The organism is Streptomyces sp. NPDC051740, assembly GCF_044453165.1.
GTDB classification, from domain to species: Bacteria; Actinomycetota; Actinomycetes; order Streptomycetales; family Streptomycetaceae; genus Streptomyces; species Streptomyces atrovirens.
Genome location: NZ_JBITCL010000022.1, coordinates 59,195 through 74,929 on the forward strand (window position 1 = coordinate 59,195; position 15,735 = coordinate 74,929).

Consider the following 15,735-nt stretch of genomic DNA (forward strand, 5'->3'; position numbering starts at 1 on the left):
GCAGACGAGCAGTTCGCCGGGGCTGCGCAGCAACAGGTCTGCTGGTGCGGTGTCGTCGTACAGGTGTCCCCAGCCCGCGGCAGCGCCCATCGCACCGGCACGGCGCGCAGCGTCCGGGTCGGTAGGCGCATCCCCGACATGCGCGGCGCGGTCGATGTCGACAGGAATGAGGGAACAGGCCACGGCTGGATCGAGGGGCCGTGGAAGGACTGGAGGGCGCCGATCAGGGCGAAGCCCACGCAGGAGGCGACAGGGCGGCCGTAGTGGACAGGCGGACCTCCGGTCCGGCCGCTGGTGCCGCCCCCGCGTCGTGTCCCTCATGCCGTCGGCTCCCCGTCCTCGATGAATCGGGCGGTGATCTCGTGGGCGAATGCCATGATCGTGCCCTGGGGACTGATGCCCGTGACGCCGGGGAGGACGCTGGCGTCGCACACGCGCAAGCCCTCGAAGCCGTACGGCCGGCCCCGCTCGTCGCAGACCCCGCCGCGCTCCGCCTGCGCCATCCGCGCGGACGCCATGCCGTGCACCGACACCAGTTCCCAGTCGCCCGGCCGGACCCGGCGACAGAACTCCTCGACCTCGGCCATGGTGCTCAGGGGCGGTGCCGAGGACACCGGGGGCGTCAGCTGGTCGGCGCCGGCGGCGAGGAGCAGGCGGGAGCCGATACGGAAGGCCTCGACAAGGGCGCCGTGGTCCATGGTCGTCATGCTGTGCCGCAGCAGCAGCCCGCCGCCAGGCAGGGCCCGCACGGTGGCCGTGCCGTGCAGCCGCACCTGCGTGGTGTAGACGCCCAGCCTGTCGTAGTCGTCGAGATACTGGGTGACCTCAGCGGGGTTGCGGCCTGCCAGAGCGGCGGCGAGGGCCCCGCGCGAGACGTTGGACGGCATCACCAGGATGCCGCGGTCGCCGAACTCCTTCAGCTGCGCGGTGAAAATGGTGCCGTCGTGCGCGGCCACCCGCTCGGGAAAGCGCGCTACGGTCCGCAGGTTGACGTGGAGCGCCAGGTCCCGTCCCGCGCGGCGCTGCTGGATGCGGCTGCGCTGGAGCAGGCCGGGGGTGCCGAGCGGGCCGGCCGCCAGGAACACCGAGCGGGCCCGGTACTCGGTGCGGGCGCCGTCGGGGCCGGTGGCGAGGGCCCCGTGCACGGTGCGGCCGTCGTGCAGGAGGCGCAGGACACGGGTGTCGGGGTAGACGCGCGCGCCCAGCGCCTCGGCCCGGGGGAGATAGCTGACGGCCATGCTCTGTTTGGCTCCGCTGGGGCAGCCGGTGGTGCAGCGGTTGCGGTGCAGACAGCCCTGCACGACTCGGCGGGCGTGCTGCCAGCGCCAGCCGAGGCGGTCGGCGCCGACTGCCAGGAGCCGCGAGTCACGGTTGGCGCCGCCGTCGCCGTGCTGCTGCACGATGGGGCCGAGCCGGTCCGAGACCGTCTTCAGATGGGGCGCGAGGTCCGCCGCGCGATAGCCGTCGATGCCCGACACCGCCGCCCAGCGCGCGAGCAGCGCGGGCGGCGGCTCCCACAGCAGCCCGCCGTTGACCAGGGTCGTGCCGCCCACGGCGCGCCCCTCGCCGTAGACGATGGTGGGGGTGCCCAGGACGGGCGTGAGCCCGCCGTTGCGGTACAGGTTGCGCATGTTCTCGGCCGGGCTCGCCGCGGCGAGGGCTGCGGTATCGGCCCTGGGCCCCTCCTCCAGGACCGTCACCTGCCGCCCGGCCGCCGCCAGTTCGAGCGCCGCCACCGAGCCGCCCGCGCCCGAGCCGATCACGAGGACGTCCGTGTCGACGCTCCGCTGCCGTCCGAATCCCCGTCTCACCGTGCCGCCTCCCGTCCGGTACGGCCGTCCAGGGCGCCGAGGAGGGCAAGCGCGGTGCTCGACCGGACGACCTCACGGAAGCCCGGCAGCACGGTCAGCGCCCCCAGGCCCCGCCCTCCCCCGGCGCCGTTCGCGTCGCTGCCGGCCGCGTGGTGCAGGGAGCGTCCGCCAGTCGTGAGCCGGTACGCCAGGGGCAGCATTCGCAGCACGGCCGCGTATCCGGCGCGCTGGGTCAGCGGCAGCGTCCGCAGGGTGTTCAGCAAGTGCGCCTCGGCGGCCGCCATCGCGGGCGCCTCACGCAGAACGGGGTACTGGCGCCGCCAGTACGATCGCAGGCCGCTCGCGCGCAGGGCCGCGAGCATCGGCCCGCTGCCGCGCCTCATCGTGTCCTCCTCGCCGCCGTCGCCGTCTCCTTCACGAAGTCCGCCAGCAGCCGGGGCGCGCCCCGGTCGAGCACGGCGTCGAGTGCGTCCAGGAAGAACCGGGCCTCCTTCTCGTCGGCCACCAGCGGCGGCGACACGATCAGCGCGATGTCCTGGGTGGAGCCGAAGAAGGAGAGGATGTCGTGGTCCCGGTAGAGCGCCGCGATCACGGCACCGGTGATCAGCTTGGCGAACGCCTGCGGATCTTTGGCCAGTTGGACGGGAATCAGGTCGCGTACGGCCGTAGGCAGCTGGGCTCTGGGACGCAGCCGGACGCCGTGCAGGGCACCCCGGCCGGCGATGCCCGCCACGAGTTTGGGGTGGCGGGCGGCGATGTCGGCGAGGCCGGGCACGAGGATTGTCTCGAGAGCGCGGGCTCGCGCCGGGAAGTCCTCCTCGACGGCGACCGCGACCGCCTCCAGGGCCGTCGCGGTCTCCTCGCCGAAGCCGTGGTACGTGGTGCTGTGCAGCGTGACGTCGCGCGGGTTGTCGTAGGCCTTGCGGAAGACCGGCTCGCGGGCGATGTAGCCGGAGATCGAGGACTTGCCGCCGCCGAACGACTTCGACGTCGTCACCACGTCGGGGACCAGGCCGGGGTGGTGCATGAAGTGGAAGAGCTGGCCCGTCTTGCCCCAGCCCGTGTACACCTCGTCGAAGATCAGCAGGATGTCCTGCTCGGTGCACAGCCGACGCGCCTCGTACAGGAACTCCGCGGAGCACTCGCGCAGGCTGGAGGCGCTGAACGGCTCCAGCACCACCGCGTACACGTCGCTGCGGCCGCGCTCGTCGGTGTGGCGTTCCAGAGCGAGCCGGAAGGACTCCAGGTCGCCGTAGGCGAAGGAGTCCGTGCCCGGCAGCCGCGGATACTCGAAGTGGATCTCGGAAGACGCGGTGAGGCTGCCGGCGCCGAGCAGCTTGCCGTGGAAGGAGATGTCGGTGTGCAGGATCGTGCCGCGCCGGCCACCGTGGTACTTGTACGCCAGTTTGACGGCGCCCTCGACGGCCTCGGCGCCCGAGTTCGGGAAGTACGAGATGTTCAGGTCGCCCGGGAGCAGGGCGGCGAGGTTGTGGCCGAGCGCGGCGACGTAGGGCGACAGGTAGATCTTGTGCACCTCCATGCGCCGCCGTTCCCGGAACCGGTCGCGGGCCGCGAGGATCCGGGGGTGGTTGTGTCCGTGGCTGAGGACGCCGACCCCGCCGGTGAAGTCGAGGAGGCGGCGCCCGTCCCGCAACTGGATCCACGCGCCCTCGGCGCTGTCGACGAGGTCGCGGCCGAACCCGAAGGTGCCGAGGAGCGAGGCCTCGCTGCGGCTGATGTACTTTCCGTACAGGTCGTGGACCTGGTCGATGCCGAGGTTCTCGGCATCGTCGAGGGTCAGCAGCTCAGGCACGGGAGGCCTCCTCCTCCGCTCGCGGCGCGGCCGGCCCGCCGGCGGTGCGCAGTCGGTCGGCCATCAGCTGTCCGCTCCTGCGGCCCTCCCGCGCGGCGTGATTGGTGCCGCGGTCCTCCGGGAACACCTGCGCCATGCTCGCCAGGTACAGGCCGTGCACGGCGGTCCGCGTCGGGGGCATGTCCCGGCTGTAGTTGGGGGTGATCACGGGTTGGGCGTACTCGGCGCGCCAGACGTGGTAGTCCTCGACCCAGCTCCGGTCGAAGCCGGGGAACATCCGGCGCAGGTACGGGAGACTGTACGTGAAGACCTCCTCGTCGCTCATCCGGTACAGCTCGGCATCGGCCGGCAGGTACTTGGAGAGGTAGACGACGTGCCGGTTGCCGTACCGGCTGGGGGAGTCCATGTTGGTGTGCTCGATGACGCCGACGTAGGGGAACGACGGATCGTTGACGTTGAGCCAGTACGTGTCGGAGAGCCTGCGGTTGTTCTCCAGGACCAGGCAGACGTTCGCCAGGTAGCGGATGTCGCGCAGTCGGCGCGTGAGGGCGGGCAGCGCCGGGTGGGCCGGAACGTCGGGCCCGTCGGCGGAGAGCAGGTTCGCGGCGAGTTCCGGGGCGACGGTGAGCAGGACCTGCCGGGCGGGCAGGAACGTTCCGTCTTCGGTGCGGACGCCGGTGACACCGGCGTCGTCGGTGGTCACCGCATCGACCGCGGTGCCGGCGAGTACCTCCACGCCGAGCTCGGTCAGCCGCTTGTGCAGGGCGTTGACCAGGATCTCGCTGCCGCCGCGCAGGTAGTAGAGGATCTCACTGCCCGACTTGGTGCGGCTGCCCCCGCGCAGCGCGAGCTTCGTCCACATCCAGGTGGCCCCGACCTGGTCCGCGTACTGGCCGAACTTGCCCTCCAGCAGGGGCCGCCACACGACGTCGTAGACCCGGCGTCCGCCGAGGGAGACCAGCCACTCCTCGGCCGTACGGTGCTCCAGGGTGCGCCAGTCGGTGACGCGCCGGCCGCGCAGGGCGAGGACGCCGAGCCGCACGCGGTCCAGGAGCGGGAGCGGGGCGAAGCGCAGCAGGTCCAGCGGGCGGGAGAGGCGGTAGATGGAGTTGGCGTAGTACATGCCGGTGCGGGTGAGGTGGGACTCGAGCGCGTCCGGGACACCGAGCCGCTCGCACAGGTCGAACATCTCGCGGTCGGAGTCGAACCAGTGGTGGTAGAAGCGCTCGATGCGCCGGCCGTCGCCGACGTCGAAGCTTCCGGCCAGGCCACCGAGTTCGGGCTCGCGCTCCACGACCGTCACGCGGTGTCCTCGCTCGGCGAGTTCCAGGGCGGCGGTGAGGCCGGTGAAGCCGCCGCCGACGACGACGGCGTCCCGCAGGTCGTCCGCTTCCGGTGCGCTCGTGTCGCGGGGGTTCACGTTTCCGGCGTTCATGCTCATGCCAACTCCTTCACGCGGGCCGCGGATGCCTTCGCGTCGGTGCCGCGGCTCGAATCGGTCCGTTCCATGACCAGGTAGGGCGGGCGGCCCTGGACCTGGCGGAAGACGCCGAGCAGGTACTCCCCCAGCACCCCGCAGGCCAGCGACTGCGCTCCGAACGCACCGAGCGGGGCGGCCTGCCGGACGCTGCCGCGGGCCAGCGCGGCGCCCGCGCCGAGCAGCGAGACGGCGCCGAGACAGGTGGGGATACGCAGCGGCAGGGTGGCCGCTCCGGCGAGGATGCCGGTGCGCGAGAGCGCCAGCATCTTGCGCAGGGTGTACTTGGTGGTGCCGGCGCCACGGGCGTCCCGCTCGTAGGTGATGCTCGTCTCGGGGAAACCTGTCCAACTGATCGCGCCGCGCAGGAACAGCTCCTTCTCCCCGAGCGAGGTCACGAAGTCGACGACCTTGCGGTCGAGGAGCCGGAAGTCGCCGGTGTCGAGGGCGACGGGCTGGTCACTGAGCCGGGCCAGGAGGCGGTAGTAGAGATACGCGGTGGACTTCTTGAGCTGGGTCTCGCCGTGGCGGGTGGCGCGGCGCGCGGAGACGATCGACCAGCCTTTGAACCACTGCTCCGTCATGCTCGGGATGAGCTCGGGAGGGTCTTGGAGGTCGGCGTCCATCAGGACGACGGCGTCCCCGGTGGCCTCGGCGAGGCCGGCCAGAGCGGCCGCCTGGTGCCCGAAGTTGCGGCTGAAGCGCACTCCGCGCACCAAGTGGTCGGGGGAGTCGGCGAATTGCTGGATGAGCGACCACGTGCCGTCGGTGCTGCCGTCGTCGACGTAGACGATCTCGTGCCGGAGGTCGTGCAGGGCACGGGCGAGGCGGTCATGGGTGCGTCGCAGTACCTGGTCCTCGTTGTAACAGGGCAGGACGACGCTGATGAGGAACGAGCGCGGGGGTGCTGCGCTCGGCTGGTCGTTAGCGATGGGAACCCCTCCTGCGGTGCGGTGCGGAGTTGTCGGCATGCGCTGTGCGGTCGTGGATCGCGGTGGTCGGGTGTTCGGTTCGCGTGCACGGCGGTGCCTGGCTGGAGGTCGAGATGCCGCAGGCGCCCGCGCCCGTGCAGGCCTGTCGGTCAGAGGGCTTGGATGAGGGCGAAGGGGGGCTTCGGCACCAGGTAGAAGTGGTCTCCTTCGACCACGTGCTCGCGGTGGGAGGCGGTGGTCAGCGTGGACCAGGGGCGGAGGTCGGCGTCGGGGTCGGCCTCCCCGACGATCGTGGTCACGGGGCAGCTCAGGGGCGGGTCGTCGGGGCGGGGCAGGTAGGCGTGGAACATGCGGCCGTCGTCGCGGACGTAGGGCAGGACCAGGGACCGGAACTCCGGGTCGGCCGCGAGTTCCGGGTCGGTGCCGCCGAGTGCGAGCAGGCGCGCGACGACGGTTTCGTCGTCCTCTTCCCGCGCGGCGGCGGGGTCCTCGGGGCCGGGGTAGGGGGCGTCCCGGGAGCCGGACGCGACGAGGTGGGCGGGGAGGATGCCGCGCCGCTCCAGCGCGCGGGCCGTCTCCAGGGCTACCGCGGCGCCCATGCTGTGCCCGAACAACAGCAGGGGCCGGTCGGCCAGAGGCTCCACGGCGCTCGCGACGGCGTGGGCGAGGACGCGCAGGTCCCTGGCCGGCGGTTCGTCGATGCGCTCGGCACGGCCCGGGTAGCGCACGGTGTGCACCTCGGTTCCGGGCAGCCGGCCACTCCAGTCCCGGAAGAACGCGGCGGATCCCCCCGCGTGAGGGAAGCAGACCAGCCGCCGGTCCGGGTCGGGCAGCGGGACGGGGCAGTGCAGCCAGCGGGCCCGGGGAGTGTGCGGCGGAAGGGATACCGGGGCGGGCGTCGCGGGGGTCACTTCGGCTGCTCCTGGTTCGCGTGGCGGCGGGCGCGCAGGGCGCGGGCGCGGCGGGCTGCCGAGCGTCGGGCCTCGGCCTCGGCGTCGTGTGCCTGAGCGCCGCCGCCCTTGATCAGCTCGGCCTGCGCCATCACCGTCGTATGGCGGAAGAGGGCGACGATCGGAGGGCGCCTGCCGGTGTGGCGCTCCAGCGCGTCCTGGAGCTGGAACATCGCGAGCGAATGGCCGCCCAGGTCGAAGAAGTTGACGTCGACAGGTACCGCTCGCGCCTTCAGGATCTCGGCCCAGGCCGCCCGGACCGCTTCGGTCGGGTCGGCGTCGGCACCGGCAGCGCCGGGCTGCGGTGGGGCGGGGGGCATGGTCGGGTCGGCGGTGCCCGCGGCGGCGGACTCGGCGTCGGGGTCCGGCTGCCGGGCCCGGTCGCGCAGGCGGGCGCGGTCGGCCTTGCCGTTGACCGTGCGGGGGAAGGAGTCGAGCACCTCGATCCGGGCGGGCACCATCGCGGCCGGCAGCACGCGGGCGAGCCGCTCGCGCAGGTCCTGGGCGTCAGGCAGTGAGGGTGTCAGCGCGAACCCGGTGAGGGAGGTCCCCGCCGTGTCCGGCACGACGACCGCCTCGCGTACTCCGGGAAGGGAGCCCAACGCGGCCTCCACAGCGCCGAGTTCGATCCGGTGACCACGGATCTTGACCTGGTGGTCGCGACGGCCCAGGAAGTCGAGGGTGCCCTCAGCGGTCCAGCGGACGAGGTCGCCGGTGCGGTACATCCGCGCGCCGGGCACAGGGGCGAAGGGGTCGTCGAGGAAGACACGGGCGGTGGCGTCCGGGCGCCCGAAGTAACCGCGGCTCACCCCGGCGCCGCCGATGTACAGCTCGCCATCGGTGCCGCGCGGCACCGGGCGCAGCCGCTCGTCGAGCACGTACAGCCGGACACCGGGGACGGGCCCTCCGATGGAGACCGGCCCCGGGGCGTCGTAACGGCGGTAGCTCGCCCAGACCGTCGCCTCGGTGGGGCCGTACTCGTTGACCAGGGCTACCGGGTCCTCATGCAGGGCGAAGTGACGGTCCATCAGCTCCGTGGGAAGTGGTTCGCCGGCCGTGATCACGATCTCCAGGGTGCGCAGTCGCTCCATCCCGTACCGTTCGGCGGCGTCGAGCAGCACGCTGTACAGGGAGGGCACGCACAGCAGTCGGGTCACCCCGTGGCGTTCGACGAGACGGGACAACCGCTCGGGGTCGCATACCTCGTCGGCTCCGGCCACGACCAGGTGTCCGCCGGCCGTGAGCGTGCCCCACAGACCGGCGACGGAGGAGTCGAAGGCGAGCGGCGAGACGAGCAGGAAAACGGGCTTGCCGGCGTAGACCATGCGCCGGGCCAGGGTCGAGGCGGCCAGCTCCCGGTGCCCGACCTCGACACCCTTGGGCTCGCCGGTGCTGCCGGAGGTGTAGATGAGGTAGGCGGGGTCGTCGCCGGTGAGCGGATCGGCCTCCGGGTCGTCCTCGTCGTCGGCGGTGCCTGCGGGCACCGCCTCGGCACCGGGCTCCGTCCCGTCCGTCTCCTCCACCGGCACCACCGGCAGGCCGAGGCCGCTCACCCGGTCCGCGGCGGCCCGGGTGACCACGACGGCGTCGACACGGGCGTCACCCAGTACGTCGACGATACGGCGGCCGGGGTGGGCGAGGTCCACGGGGACGTACGCCGCCTTGGCGCGCAGGACGCCGAGCACCGTCGCCACCATCGCGGTGGACGGCTCCACCAGGACGCCGACGCGGCTGCCCCGGCGCACGCCCGCCCGCGTGAGCCGGGACGCGATCCGGCCGGCCCAGACGTCCAGCGCCCGGTAGCCGATGGCGCCCTCGCCGCTGCTGACGGCCGTGGCGGTGGGGGTCACCCGGGCGAACCGCGCCACGAGTTCGTGCACCAGTGCCGGCTCGGCCCTGGGCAGGAGCAGACCACTGCCGAGCGCTTCCGGTTCATCGCCCCGGATCCCCTCGGATACCGGCCGGCCGGGCGGCACCTCGGTCTGGAGTGACCTGGTCATCGGGACTCCTCTGGTGGGTGTGGGGTGGTTGTGCGGTGCGGGGGTGCGTCCCGCCGTCACGGTCGCCGGCTGCGGGGCGTCGGTGGCGTTGTCGGTGGCGCCCGTGTCACGGTGCGCGAGGCACTGGAGCGGGCCCGCGGCCGGTCAGCGTGAGGGCGTCGAGAACGACCCGGTGGAGCCGGCCGTGGCCCTGGCTGTGCGGCGCGACGGACAGGGCGCCGCCCGACAGCGCGCCGAGCACCTCGCCGAAGGACCAGCGCACCTGACGCAGATTGAACGCCTCCGGGCCGGAGTCGATGGGCAGTGCGGCGTACGCGGCACTCGCCATGGGGCCGAACGCCGTCTCGGCCACGGAGACCACCCGGCCGGCGAGGACCGCGCCGACAGCGGGGGCCGGACCCGGGCCCAGGGCCGTCAGGGAGACGCCGAAGAGCAGGCCGGCACCGCCGAGCACGGCGAAGGGCGTCATGTCGCGGGTCATCGGCCTGCTGAAGACCGCGGTGCCCCCGGCCCGCAGGAGCACGATCCGGATCACCGGTCCCGCCACGAGGAACGAGCGCAGCGCGGCCGACTCGAAGTCCTGGGCGACGTGGAAGACGAAGACTGAGGAGAACTGGGCGCACACGAACGTGCCGAGGACGCCGACCAGGATGACGCGGCGGATGCGGGGCACGGCGGCGACCCGGCGCAGCACGCGTCGGCCGACCGGCCATCGGACTGAGGGCGCGGGCGGCCGGATCCCGCGCGGGCGGCCGGGGCAGCATGACGGCGGCGGCGGCCACCTGGCACTGCCCCGCGGACACGGTGCGGCACAACAGCCCGATCCCCACGGCCGCGGCGCCGGAGCCCGGGGAGTGGGCCGCGAGCGGCTTTCCCGGGACGGGGATGACGCTGCGGAGGCCCAGAGCGCCCAGGAGCTTCTCCAGTGTTGCCTCCGGTGCGGTCCCGTTCACAGGCAACCCCTCTTCATTCCCCCGCCTCGACTTCTGACAATATGCTGCCATCCTTGGCACAAAGAGGCAACCTTTATGTGAAGCATGGTCAATGCCGGGAGGCAAATAATGACAAGAGCAGAGGTGGCCGAGGCAACGGCACGGACCGCCCCGTACGGCACCTGGGCGTCGCCGATCACCGCTGCCGAGGCGGCCGCCGGCACCCGCGTCGAGTGGGTCGGTTTCGTCGGCGAGCACGTGTGGTGGACCGAGCTCAGGCCTCAGGAGGGCGGCCGCTCGGCACTGGTCGGCCGGGCCCCGGACGGTACCGTCGCTGATCTGCTCGGCGCGGGCTGGAGCGTGCGCTCCCGGGTCATCGAGTACGGCGGACGCCCCTGGCTCGCCCTCGGCACGGACATCTCCGCCGGGTTCGTCTTCACGCACGCCGACGACCAGCGGGTCTACCGCTGGGTGCCGGGCGCCGACCCGGTGCCGCTCAGCCCGGAGCCTGAGCTGCCCGCCGGGCTCCGTTACGCCGACTTCGCGCGGGTCGGCGAAGAGGTGTGGTGCCTGCGCGAGACCCTGCTCGACGCGGCCGGCACGGAGGTCCGCCGGGCGCTGGTGGCGCTGCCGCTGGACGGCCGCGCGGCCGGCGACCCGGGGGCGGTGCGGGTGCTCGGCGCCGGCCATCACCTGATGACCGGTCCCAAGGTCTCGCCGGACGGCCGGCAGGTGGCCTGGATCGGCTGGAACCACCCGGACATGCCGTGGGAGACCACGGATCTGATGTGCGCCCCGGTGCGGCCCGACGGCACGCTGGGGTCCGCCCAGCGGATCGCGGGCGGGCCGGGCGTCTCGGTCGGCCAGGTGGAGTGGGCGCCGGACCGGCCCGGAGTGCTCTATGCGCTGAGCGATCCGGACGGCTGGTGGAACCTCCACGAGATCGGTCCGGAGGGGGACAGCCGCTGTCTGTGCCCGCGCGCGGAGGAGTTCGGTGAGCCGCTGTGGCGGATCGGCGCGCGCTGGTTCCTGCCGGCGGACGACGGGCGGCTGTTCGTGGTGCACGGGACGAGCGAGCGCCGACTGGCCGTGCTGCACCCGGACGGCTCACTGGTCGACGTGCCGTCGCCGTACACCGAGTGGGCACAGTTGGCGACCGACGGCCGTCGGGTCGCGGGCACGGCGGCGGGGCCACGGCTGCGGTCCTCCGTCGTCCTGGTCGACTTGGACTCCCCCGAGCACTGCCACGCCTCCGAGGGGCCGTGCCTGGAGGTGCTGCGCGGCACCGGCCCGGGGCAGGAGGCCTTCCGGCACGCCGACTGGCTGCCGTACGGCCGTCACGAGGTCTTCCGCAACGAGGACGGAGAGGACGTCCACGCGTTCGTCCACCTGCCGCACAACCCCGGATTCACCGCTCCCGAGGGCGAGTTGCCGCCGTTCCTGGTGCAGGCGCACGGCGGCCCCACCACCCGGGGTCAGCTGGTCGCGAACCGGGAGACCGCCTACTTCACCAGCCGGGGCATCGGCGTGGTCGACGTGCAGTACGGCGGCTCGACCGGCTTCGGCAGGCCCTACCGGGAGCGGCTGCGCGGCAACTGGGGCGTGGTCGACGTGCAGGACTGCGCCGCCGTGGCCCGGGGTCTGGTGGCCCGGGGCCTCGCCGACCCCGAGCGGATCGGCATCCGGGGCGGCAGTGCGGGCGGGTGGACGGCGGCGGCCTCGCTGGCGGCCGAGCCGTCCCTGTACCGCGTCGCCGGCATCTACTACCCGCTGCTCGACCCCGAGGAGTGGCGCGACCGCGGCACGCACGACTTCGAGTCGAGGTACCTGGAGAGCCTGCTGGGTCCCTGGCCGCAGGCCGCGGAGCGCTACGCACGGGCGTCGCCGCTGCGGCGGGCCGACCGGGTGCGGGCGCCGTTCGTCATCATGCAGGGCCTCGACGACACGGTCACCCCGCCCGTGCAGGCGGAGCGGTTCCTGGAGCGGCTGGGTGGCGCGGTCCCGCACGCCTACCTCACATTCGAGGGTGAGCAGCACGGGTTCCACAGGGCGGAGACGGTCATGGCCTGTCTGCATGCGGAACTGTCCGTCTACGGCCAAATGTTCGGCTTCGAGCCGCCCGGGGTGCCGCGCCTGGAGCTGTCGGCGTGAGCGCCGGGAGCCGGCCGGTGTTCCCGACGGGGCACCGGCCGGCTCGCACCTGTCCGGGGTGCCGGACGGGCGTCAGACGGCCGGGTCGGCGGTCTCCGCCTCCGTCACGACATGCCGCGCGACCCGGGAGACCTCGTCCAGCACGGTCTTCCGGTACCGCTCGCTCAGCCGCGTCACGGCAGGGAGCACCCGGCACTCCTCGACGCTCTCCCCGGCGAACGGAAGCGCCAGGCCGACCAGCGGGAGCACGCTCGCCGGGGTCTCGAACCTCCCACGGACCGCGGGATCGACGATCTCGGGGGGTCCTCCGGCCGGGACGCTCAGTGGAACGCCGACGACGAGGGTGTCCCTGCCGTCAACGGTGCCGCGCGCGACGCCGAGCGCGCCGTCCGGGCCGGGCACGATCGCCGCGATCTCGCGCCGGACCTCTTCGTAGGAGCGGTTGGCGCCCCACATGTCGAAGGCGCGGAAGAGCTCGACGTCCAGGACGGGCCACTTGGTGAGGAAGTAGTCCATGTTGACGTCGAACTCACGGAAGTTGGACGAGACATCACGGATGTGCGGCAGATGCAGCCCGTACACGTCCTCCCCGCGCACGATCGGGATGCCCGCCGTGTGCACGCGGTAGCCCCACTCCTGGTCCTCGCCGCCCCAGCCGTGGAAACCCTCGTCGAACAACAGCCCGTGCCGGCGGACCGACGCGGTCGGCACCACGATGAACGCGCCCCAGACCAGGGTCCAGGGCAGCACGAACGGGTCGAACCGCCACCGCTTGTCGTGGCGCTCGCCCGGAGCCGCCTCCAGCTCCGCGAGCAGTTCCCGAAACCGCCGGTGTTCCGGCAGGTCCGCGGTCTCCGCCTCCCGGTCCGAGCGCCCGTCGAGCCCGACGATCTGACCGACCACGCACACGTCCTGCCCGTCCGCGTAGTACCGGCCGTAGAGGGTCTCGAGACAGCGCGGGGGCAGGGCGAGGTCGGCGTCGAGGAAGACCACCACCTCGCCGGAGACCTGGCGCAGCGCGAGGTTCCGTGAGCGGCACAGATTCCACTCCTCGTCGACCAGTACGGAGACGATGGTCAGCCGGCCGGCGTACTCCCGGCACGCCTCAAGGTATTCCGGCGAGTACTCCAGCGCCCCGACGACGATCTCGAACTCGGAGCTGGGCAAGGTCTGTTCGGCGAGCGCCGCGAGCGCGACGCGGAAGTTGCGCAGGCGTTGTTTGTACGGGATCACGACGCTGACTCTGGGACCACCCACCGCACGCCCTCCTTGAGGATCACTCCACGGCCACCCCGGTGACAACATATTGCCAGATACTTGCCTAACTTGGCAATGCTTGGTTGGATCGTAGCCGGCTCCCGTACCGCGAGGAGTGAAGCCCCGTACCCCGTTGAGCAAGGGGAGAACATATGAGCGAGGACACGATCGGCGTCGTGACGGCGACGCGAGGGCGGCCGCGGCTGCTCAGGCGCGCCATGGACTCCGTGTACGCACAGGACTTCGACGGTCTGATCGAGCATGTGATCGTCATCGACGACGAGGACCCCGAGACGGTGGCGGCCGCCTCCGCCGCCCCCGTCCGCCCGGGACTGCGGGTGACCGTGCACCAGGAGCCACGCCCGCCGGCCGAGCGCGACGAGCCGCCGGGCGACAAGCGCCGCGTCTACCCCCGGCTCTCGCGGCTGTTCAACACCGGTGTCCGGGTCTCCTCGGCGAACTGGATCGCGTTCCTGGACGACGACAACGAGTACGAGCCCCACCACCTCAGCGGCCTCCTGGACTGCGCGCTGGAGCACGGGGTGCGGGTCGCCCACTCCGGGCGGACCATGTGGTACGCCGACGGCGCCCCGTATCTCGACGAGGCCTGGCACACCGTCACCGAACCGGCCGAGGCGGCGCGCATCTACGAGGTCATGTGCGACAAGGGCGTCCGTGTCCGGGGCACCAACATCCTGCTGGACCGCGCCGATCCCCGGGGTCCGGGCGACCCCTTCCGCACCAGCAGCACGATACGAGCCGAGGACCCGGTCTCCCTGGTGGACCAGAGCGTGTGGCTGGTGCGCCGGGAGCTGCTGCTGGAGCTGCCCATCCCGGAGACGTTCACCGACGCGGAGCACGAGGCCAACACCGCTCCCGACGACAAGCTACTGCGCACCCTGCAGGACAACGGCGTCGCGATGGTGTCGACGGGGCAACCGACCGTGCGGTACTACCTCGGCGGTGTCTCGAACCGGATCAGCCGGCCGCGGGCGACTGCGGCGGCGCCCGCCGAGCAACCGACGGTGAGCGTACCGCTCACGGCACCCACCGGCTGACCGGCGGCGGGCGCGCCGCTCACGGCACCTGGGCACCGTCGGGTCCGGACTCGCGCCCCAGCATGAGCAGCGCCGTCGCCAGGGCAGCGAGCAGCGCGCACACCCAGAAGACACGGCCGTAGCCGATCCAGGCGATGACGGCGCCCGCGGTGGCGCCGCCCAGCATCACGCCGACCTGGAACGCGCCCGTGAACAGCGACGAGGCCACCCCCACCCGGTCGGGCATGGTCTCCTGGAGGATGGTCACGGGGATGCTCAGCATCACCGCCATGAAGAAGGCGTTGAGTACCTGGAGCGCGAGTAGGGCGAGCCGGGACTCGGCCAGCGGCAGGGCGGCGAAGAACACGGTCGCGCAGCCGGCGGCGTATGTCACGAGCCGCCGTTTGCCGATCCGTTCCGCTCGGGCACCCAGGTATATCATCACCGGGATCTCCAACGCCGAGGTGAGTCCGAGCAGCAGTCCCGTGAAGCTCGTGCCATAGGCGAGCTGCTCCGTGACGAACAGCGCGATGTCGATCTGGTAGACGCTGTTGACCGCCAGCAGCAGCACGGTGGCGGCGAGCAGCGTCCAGGAGGACCGCCGGAGGCCGGCGAACAGGCTGCCCTCGGCCGAGGGCAGCTGGGCGGCGGCGGGTGCGGGCCGGTTCGGCAGCAGCCACAGGCACAGGACGCAGGCCAGGACGTACATCACCGTGACGGCGAGGTACATGACGCCGAAGCCCTGGGTGTCGATCAGCAGGAAGCCGATCGGGGGGCCGACGACCCAGGCCAAGGAGGTAAGGGCGCGCAGCAGGGAGTTGAAGAACGTGGTGTCCAGCGAACGGGTCTCGGCGAACTCCCTGGTGTAGGCGAGCAGTTGCGGGAAGCAGGCGCTGCCGAGCGCGAAGAAGACCGCGCCGAACGCGAAGAGCAGGTAGTAGTCGCGGACGACGACGTAGGCGAAGGTGCCGACCGCGGACAGCAGAGTGCACAGGGCGAGCAGCAGGCGCCGGTTGCCGATCCGGTCGGACAGCGCGCCCAGGGCGAGTCCCGACAGGACCCCGAGGACGCCCCTGCCGAGGAAGAACAGGCCGATCAACATCGGGCCGACGCCGATTTCCTCGGCCAGGAACAGGCTGCCGGAGGTGCTCATCATGGCGCCGGAGACGCCGATCAGGCCCGTGTTCGCGACCAGCCCGGTGAGGGCACCGTCCCTGACCAGTCCCACCGCCGAGCCGTGCAGCACGCGGGCACGGCCCCACAAGGCCGCCGTGAAGCCGGTACTGGTCACAACAACCCTTTCTTTGGCAAATCTGGGCGCACCAATATTGCCAAGTTGGCACAGGTAAGGCAATGCTTTTGGCAAACGTTCGAC

Annotated in this window: 12 protein-coding genes; 2 read left to right on the top strand and 10 right to left on the bottom strand. The window is 72.3% G+C overall.

What is annotated here, in order from left to right; translation table 11 throughout:
- Positions 1–317: 317 nt before the first annotated feature.
- The 8 genes from ACIA6T_RS29055 to ACIA6T_RS29090 all read right to left on the bottom strand — a co-directional run bounded on the left by ACIA6T_RS29055 (position 318) and on the right by ACIA6T_RS29090 (position 9,656).
- Positions 318–1,811 (bottom strand): FAD-dependent oxidoreductase, encoded by a 1,494-nt coding sequence (locus ACIA6T_RS29055; RefSeq protein WP_399449456.1) that lies wholly within the window; start codon positions 1,809–1,811, stop codon positions 318–320.
- A complete protein-coding gene (locus ACIA6T_RS29060; RefSeq protein ID WP_399449457.1) occupies positions 1,808–2,194 on the bottom strand; it encodes a hypothetical protein in 387 nt (128 codons plus the stop codon). Before ACIA6T_RS29060 ends, ACIA6T_RS29055 begins: the two co-directional genes overlap by 4 nt.
- Complete coding sequence (locus tag ACIA6T_RS29065; protein WP_399449458.1) at positions 2,191–3,624, bottom strand: aspartate aminotransferase family protein; 1,434 nt, start codon at positions 3,622–3,624, stop codon at positions 2,191–2,193. Before ACIA6T_RS29065 ends, ACIA6T_RS29060 begins: the two co-directional genes overlap by 4 nt.
- Complete coding sequence (locus ACIA6T_RS29070; RefSeq protein WP_399449459.1) at positions 3,617–5,065, bottom strand: NAD(P)/FAD-dependent oxidoreductase; 1,449 nt, start codon at positions 5,063–5,065, stop codon at positions 3,617–3,619. Before ACIA6T_RS29070 ends, ACIA6T_RS29065 begins: the two co-directional genes overlap by 8 nt.
- Positions 5,062–6,072 (bottom strand): glycosyltransferase family 2 protein, encoded by a 1,011-nt coding sequence (locus ACIA6T_RS29075; protein ID WP_399449460.1) that lies wholly within the window; start codon positions 6,070–6,072, stop codon positions 5,062–5,064. Before ACIA6T_RS29075 ends, ACIA6T_RS29070 begins: the two co-directional genes overlap by 4 nt.
- Positions 6,073–6,182: 110 nt before the next feature.
- Complete coding sequence (locus tag ACIA6T_RS29080; protein WP_399449461.1) at positions 6,183–6,944, bottom strand: thioesterase II family protein; 762 nt, start codon at positions 6,942–6,944, stop codon at positions 6,183–6,185.
- Positions 6,941–8,983, bottom strand: coding sequence for a non-ribosomal peptide synthetase (locus ACIA6T_RS29085; protein ID WP_399449462.1), 2,043 nt, complete (start codon positions 8,981–8,983; stop codon positions 6,941–6,943). Before ACIA6T_RS29085 ends, ACIA6T_RS29080 begins: the two co-directional genes overlap by 4 nt.
- 106 nt (positions 8,984–9,089) lie before the next feature.
- Positions 9,090–9,656, bottom strand: coding sequence for a hypothetical protein (locus tag ACIA6T_RS29090; RefSeq protein ID WP_399449463.1), 567 nt, complete (start codon positions 9,654–9,656; stop codon positions 9,090–9,092).
- Between the two features lie 388 nt (positions 9,657–10,044).
- Between ACIA6T_RS29090 and ACIA6T_RS29095 the strand changes: the two genes are divergently transcribed.
- Positions 10,045–12,066: an alpha/beta hydrolase family protein gene (locus tag ACIA6T_RS29095; RefSeq protein WP_399449464.1), complete on the top strand. Its 2,022-nt coding sequence runs from the start codon at positions 10,045–10,047 to the stop codon at positions 12,064–12,066.
- A 72-nt stretch (positions 12,067–12,138) separates the two neighbouring features.
- Here the strand turns inward: ACIA6T_RS29095 and ACIA6T_RS29100 are convergent, their stop codons facing one another.
- Positions 12,139–13,323 (bottom strand): glycosyltransferase, encoded by a 1,185-nt coding sequence (locus tag ACIA6T_RS29100; protein ID WP_399449465.1) that lies wholly within the window; start codon positions 13,321–13,323, stop codon positions 12,139–12,141.
- A 152-nt stretch (positions 13,324–13,475) separates the two neighbouring features.
- Between ACIA6T_RS29100 and ACIA6T_RS29105 the strand changes: the two genes are divergently transcribed.
- Positions 13,476–14,381: a glycosyltransferase family A protein gene (locus tag ACIA6T_RS29105; RefSeq protein ID WP_399449466.1), complete on the top strand. Its 906-nt coding sequence runs from the start codon at positions 13,476–13,478 to the stop codon at positions 14,379–14,381.
- A gap of 19 nt (positions 14,382–14,400) precedes the next feature.
- On the opposite strand, the gene ACIA6T_RS29110 is transcribed toward ACIA6T_RS29105, so the two are convergent.
- Positions 14,401–15,651, bottom strand: coding sequence for a sugar efflux transporter (locus ACIA6T_RS29110; RefSeq protein ID WP_399449467.1), 1,251 nt, complete (start codon positions 15,649–15,651; stop codon positions 14,401–14,403).
- Between the last annotated feature and the right edge of the window lie 84 nt (positions 15,652–15,735).

What these genes read in the sequence shown, in the direction of transcription:
- ACIA6T_RS29095 (WP_399449464.1), top strand. Translation starts at nt 10,045, where the DNA reads ATGACAAGAGCAGAGGTGGCCGAGGCAACGGCACGGACCGCCCCGTAC.
- ACIA6T_RS29060 (WP_399449457.1), bottom strand. Translation starts at nt 2,194, where the DNA reads ATGAGGCGCGGCAGCGGGCCGATGCTCGCGGCCCTGCGCGCGAGCGGC.
- ACIA6T_RS29075 (WP_399449460.1), bottom strand. Translation starts at nt 6,072, where the DNA reads ATGCCGACAACTCCGCACCGCACCGCAGGAGGGGTTCCCATCGCTAAC.
- ACIA6T_RS29085 (WP_399449462.1), bottom strand. Translation starts at nt 8,983, where the DNA reads ATGACCAGGTCACTCCAGACCGAGGTGCCGCCCGGCCGGCCGGTATCC.
- ACIA6T_RS29070 (WP_399449459.1), bottom strand. Translation starts at nt 5,065, where the DNA reads ATGAGCATGAACGCCGGAAACGTGAACCCCCGCGACACGAGCGCACCG.
- ACIA6T_RS29105 (WP_399449466.1), top strand. Translation starts at nt 13,476, where the DNA reads ATGAGCGAGGACACGATCGGCGTCGTGACGGCGACGCGAGGGCGGCCG.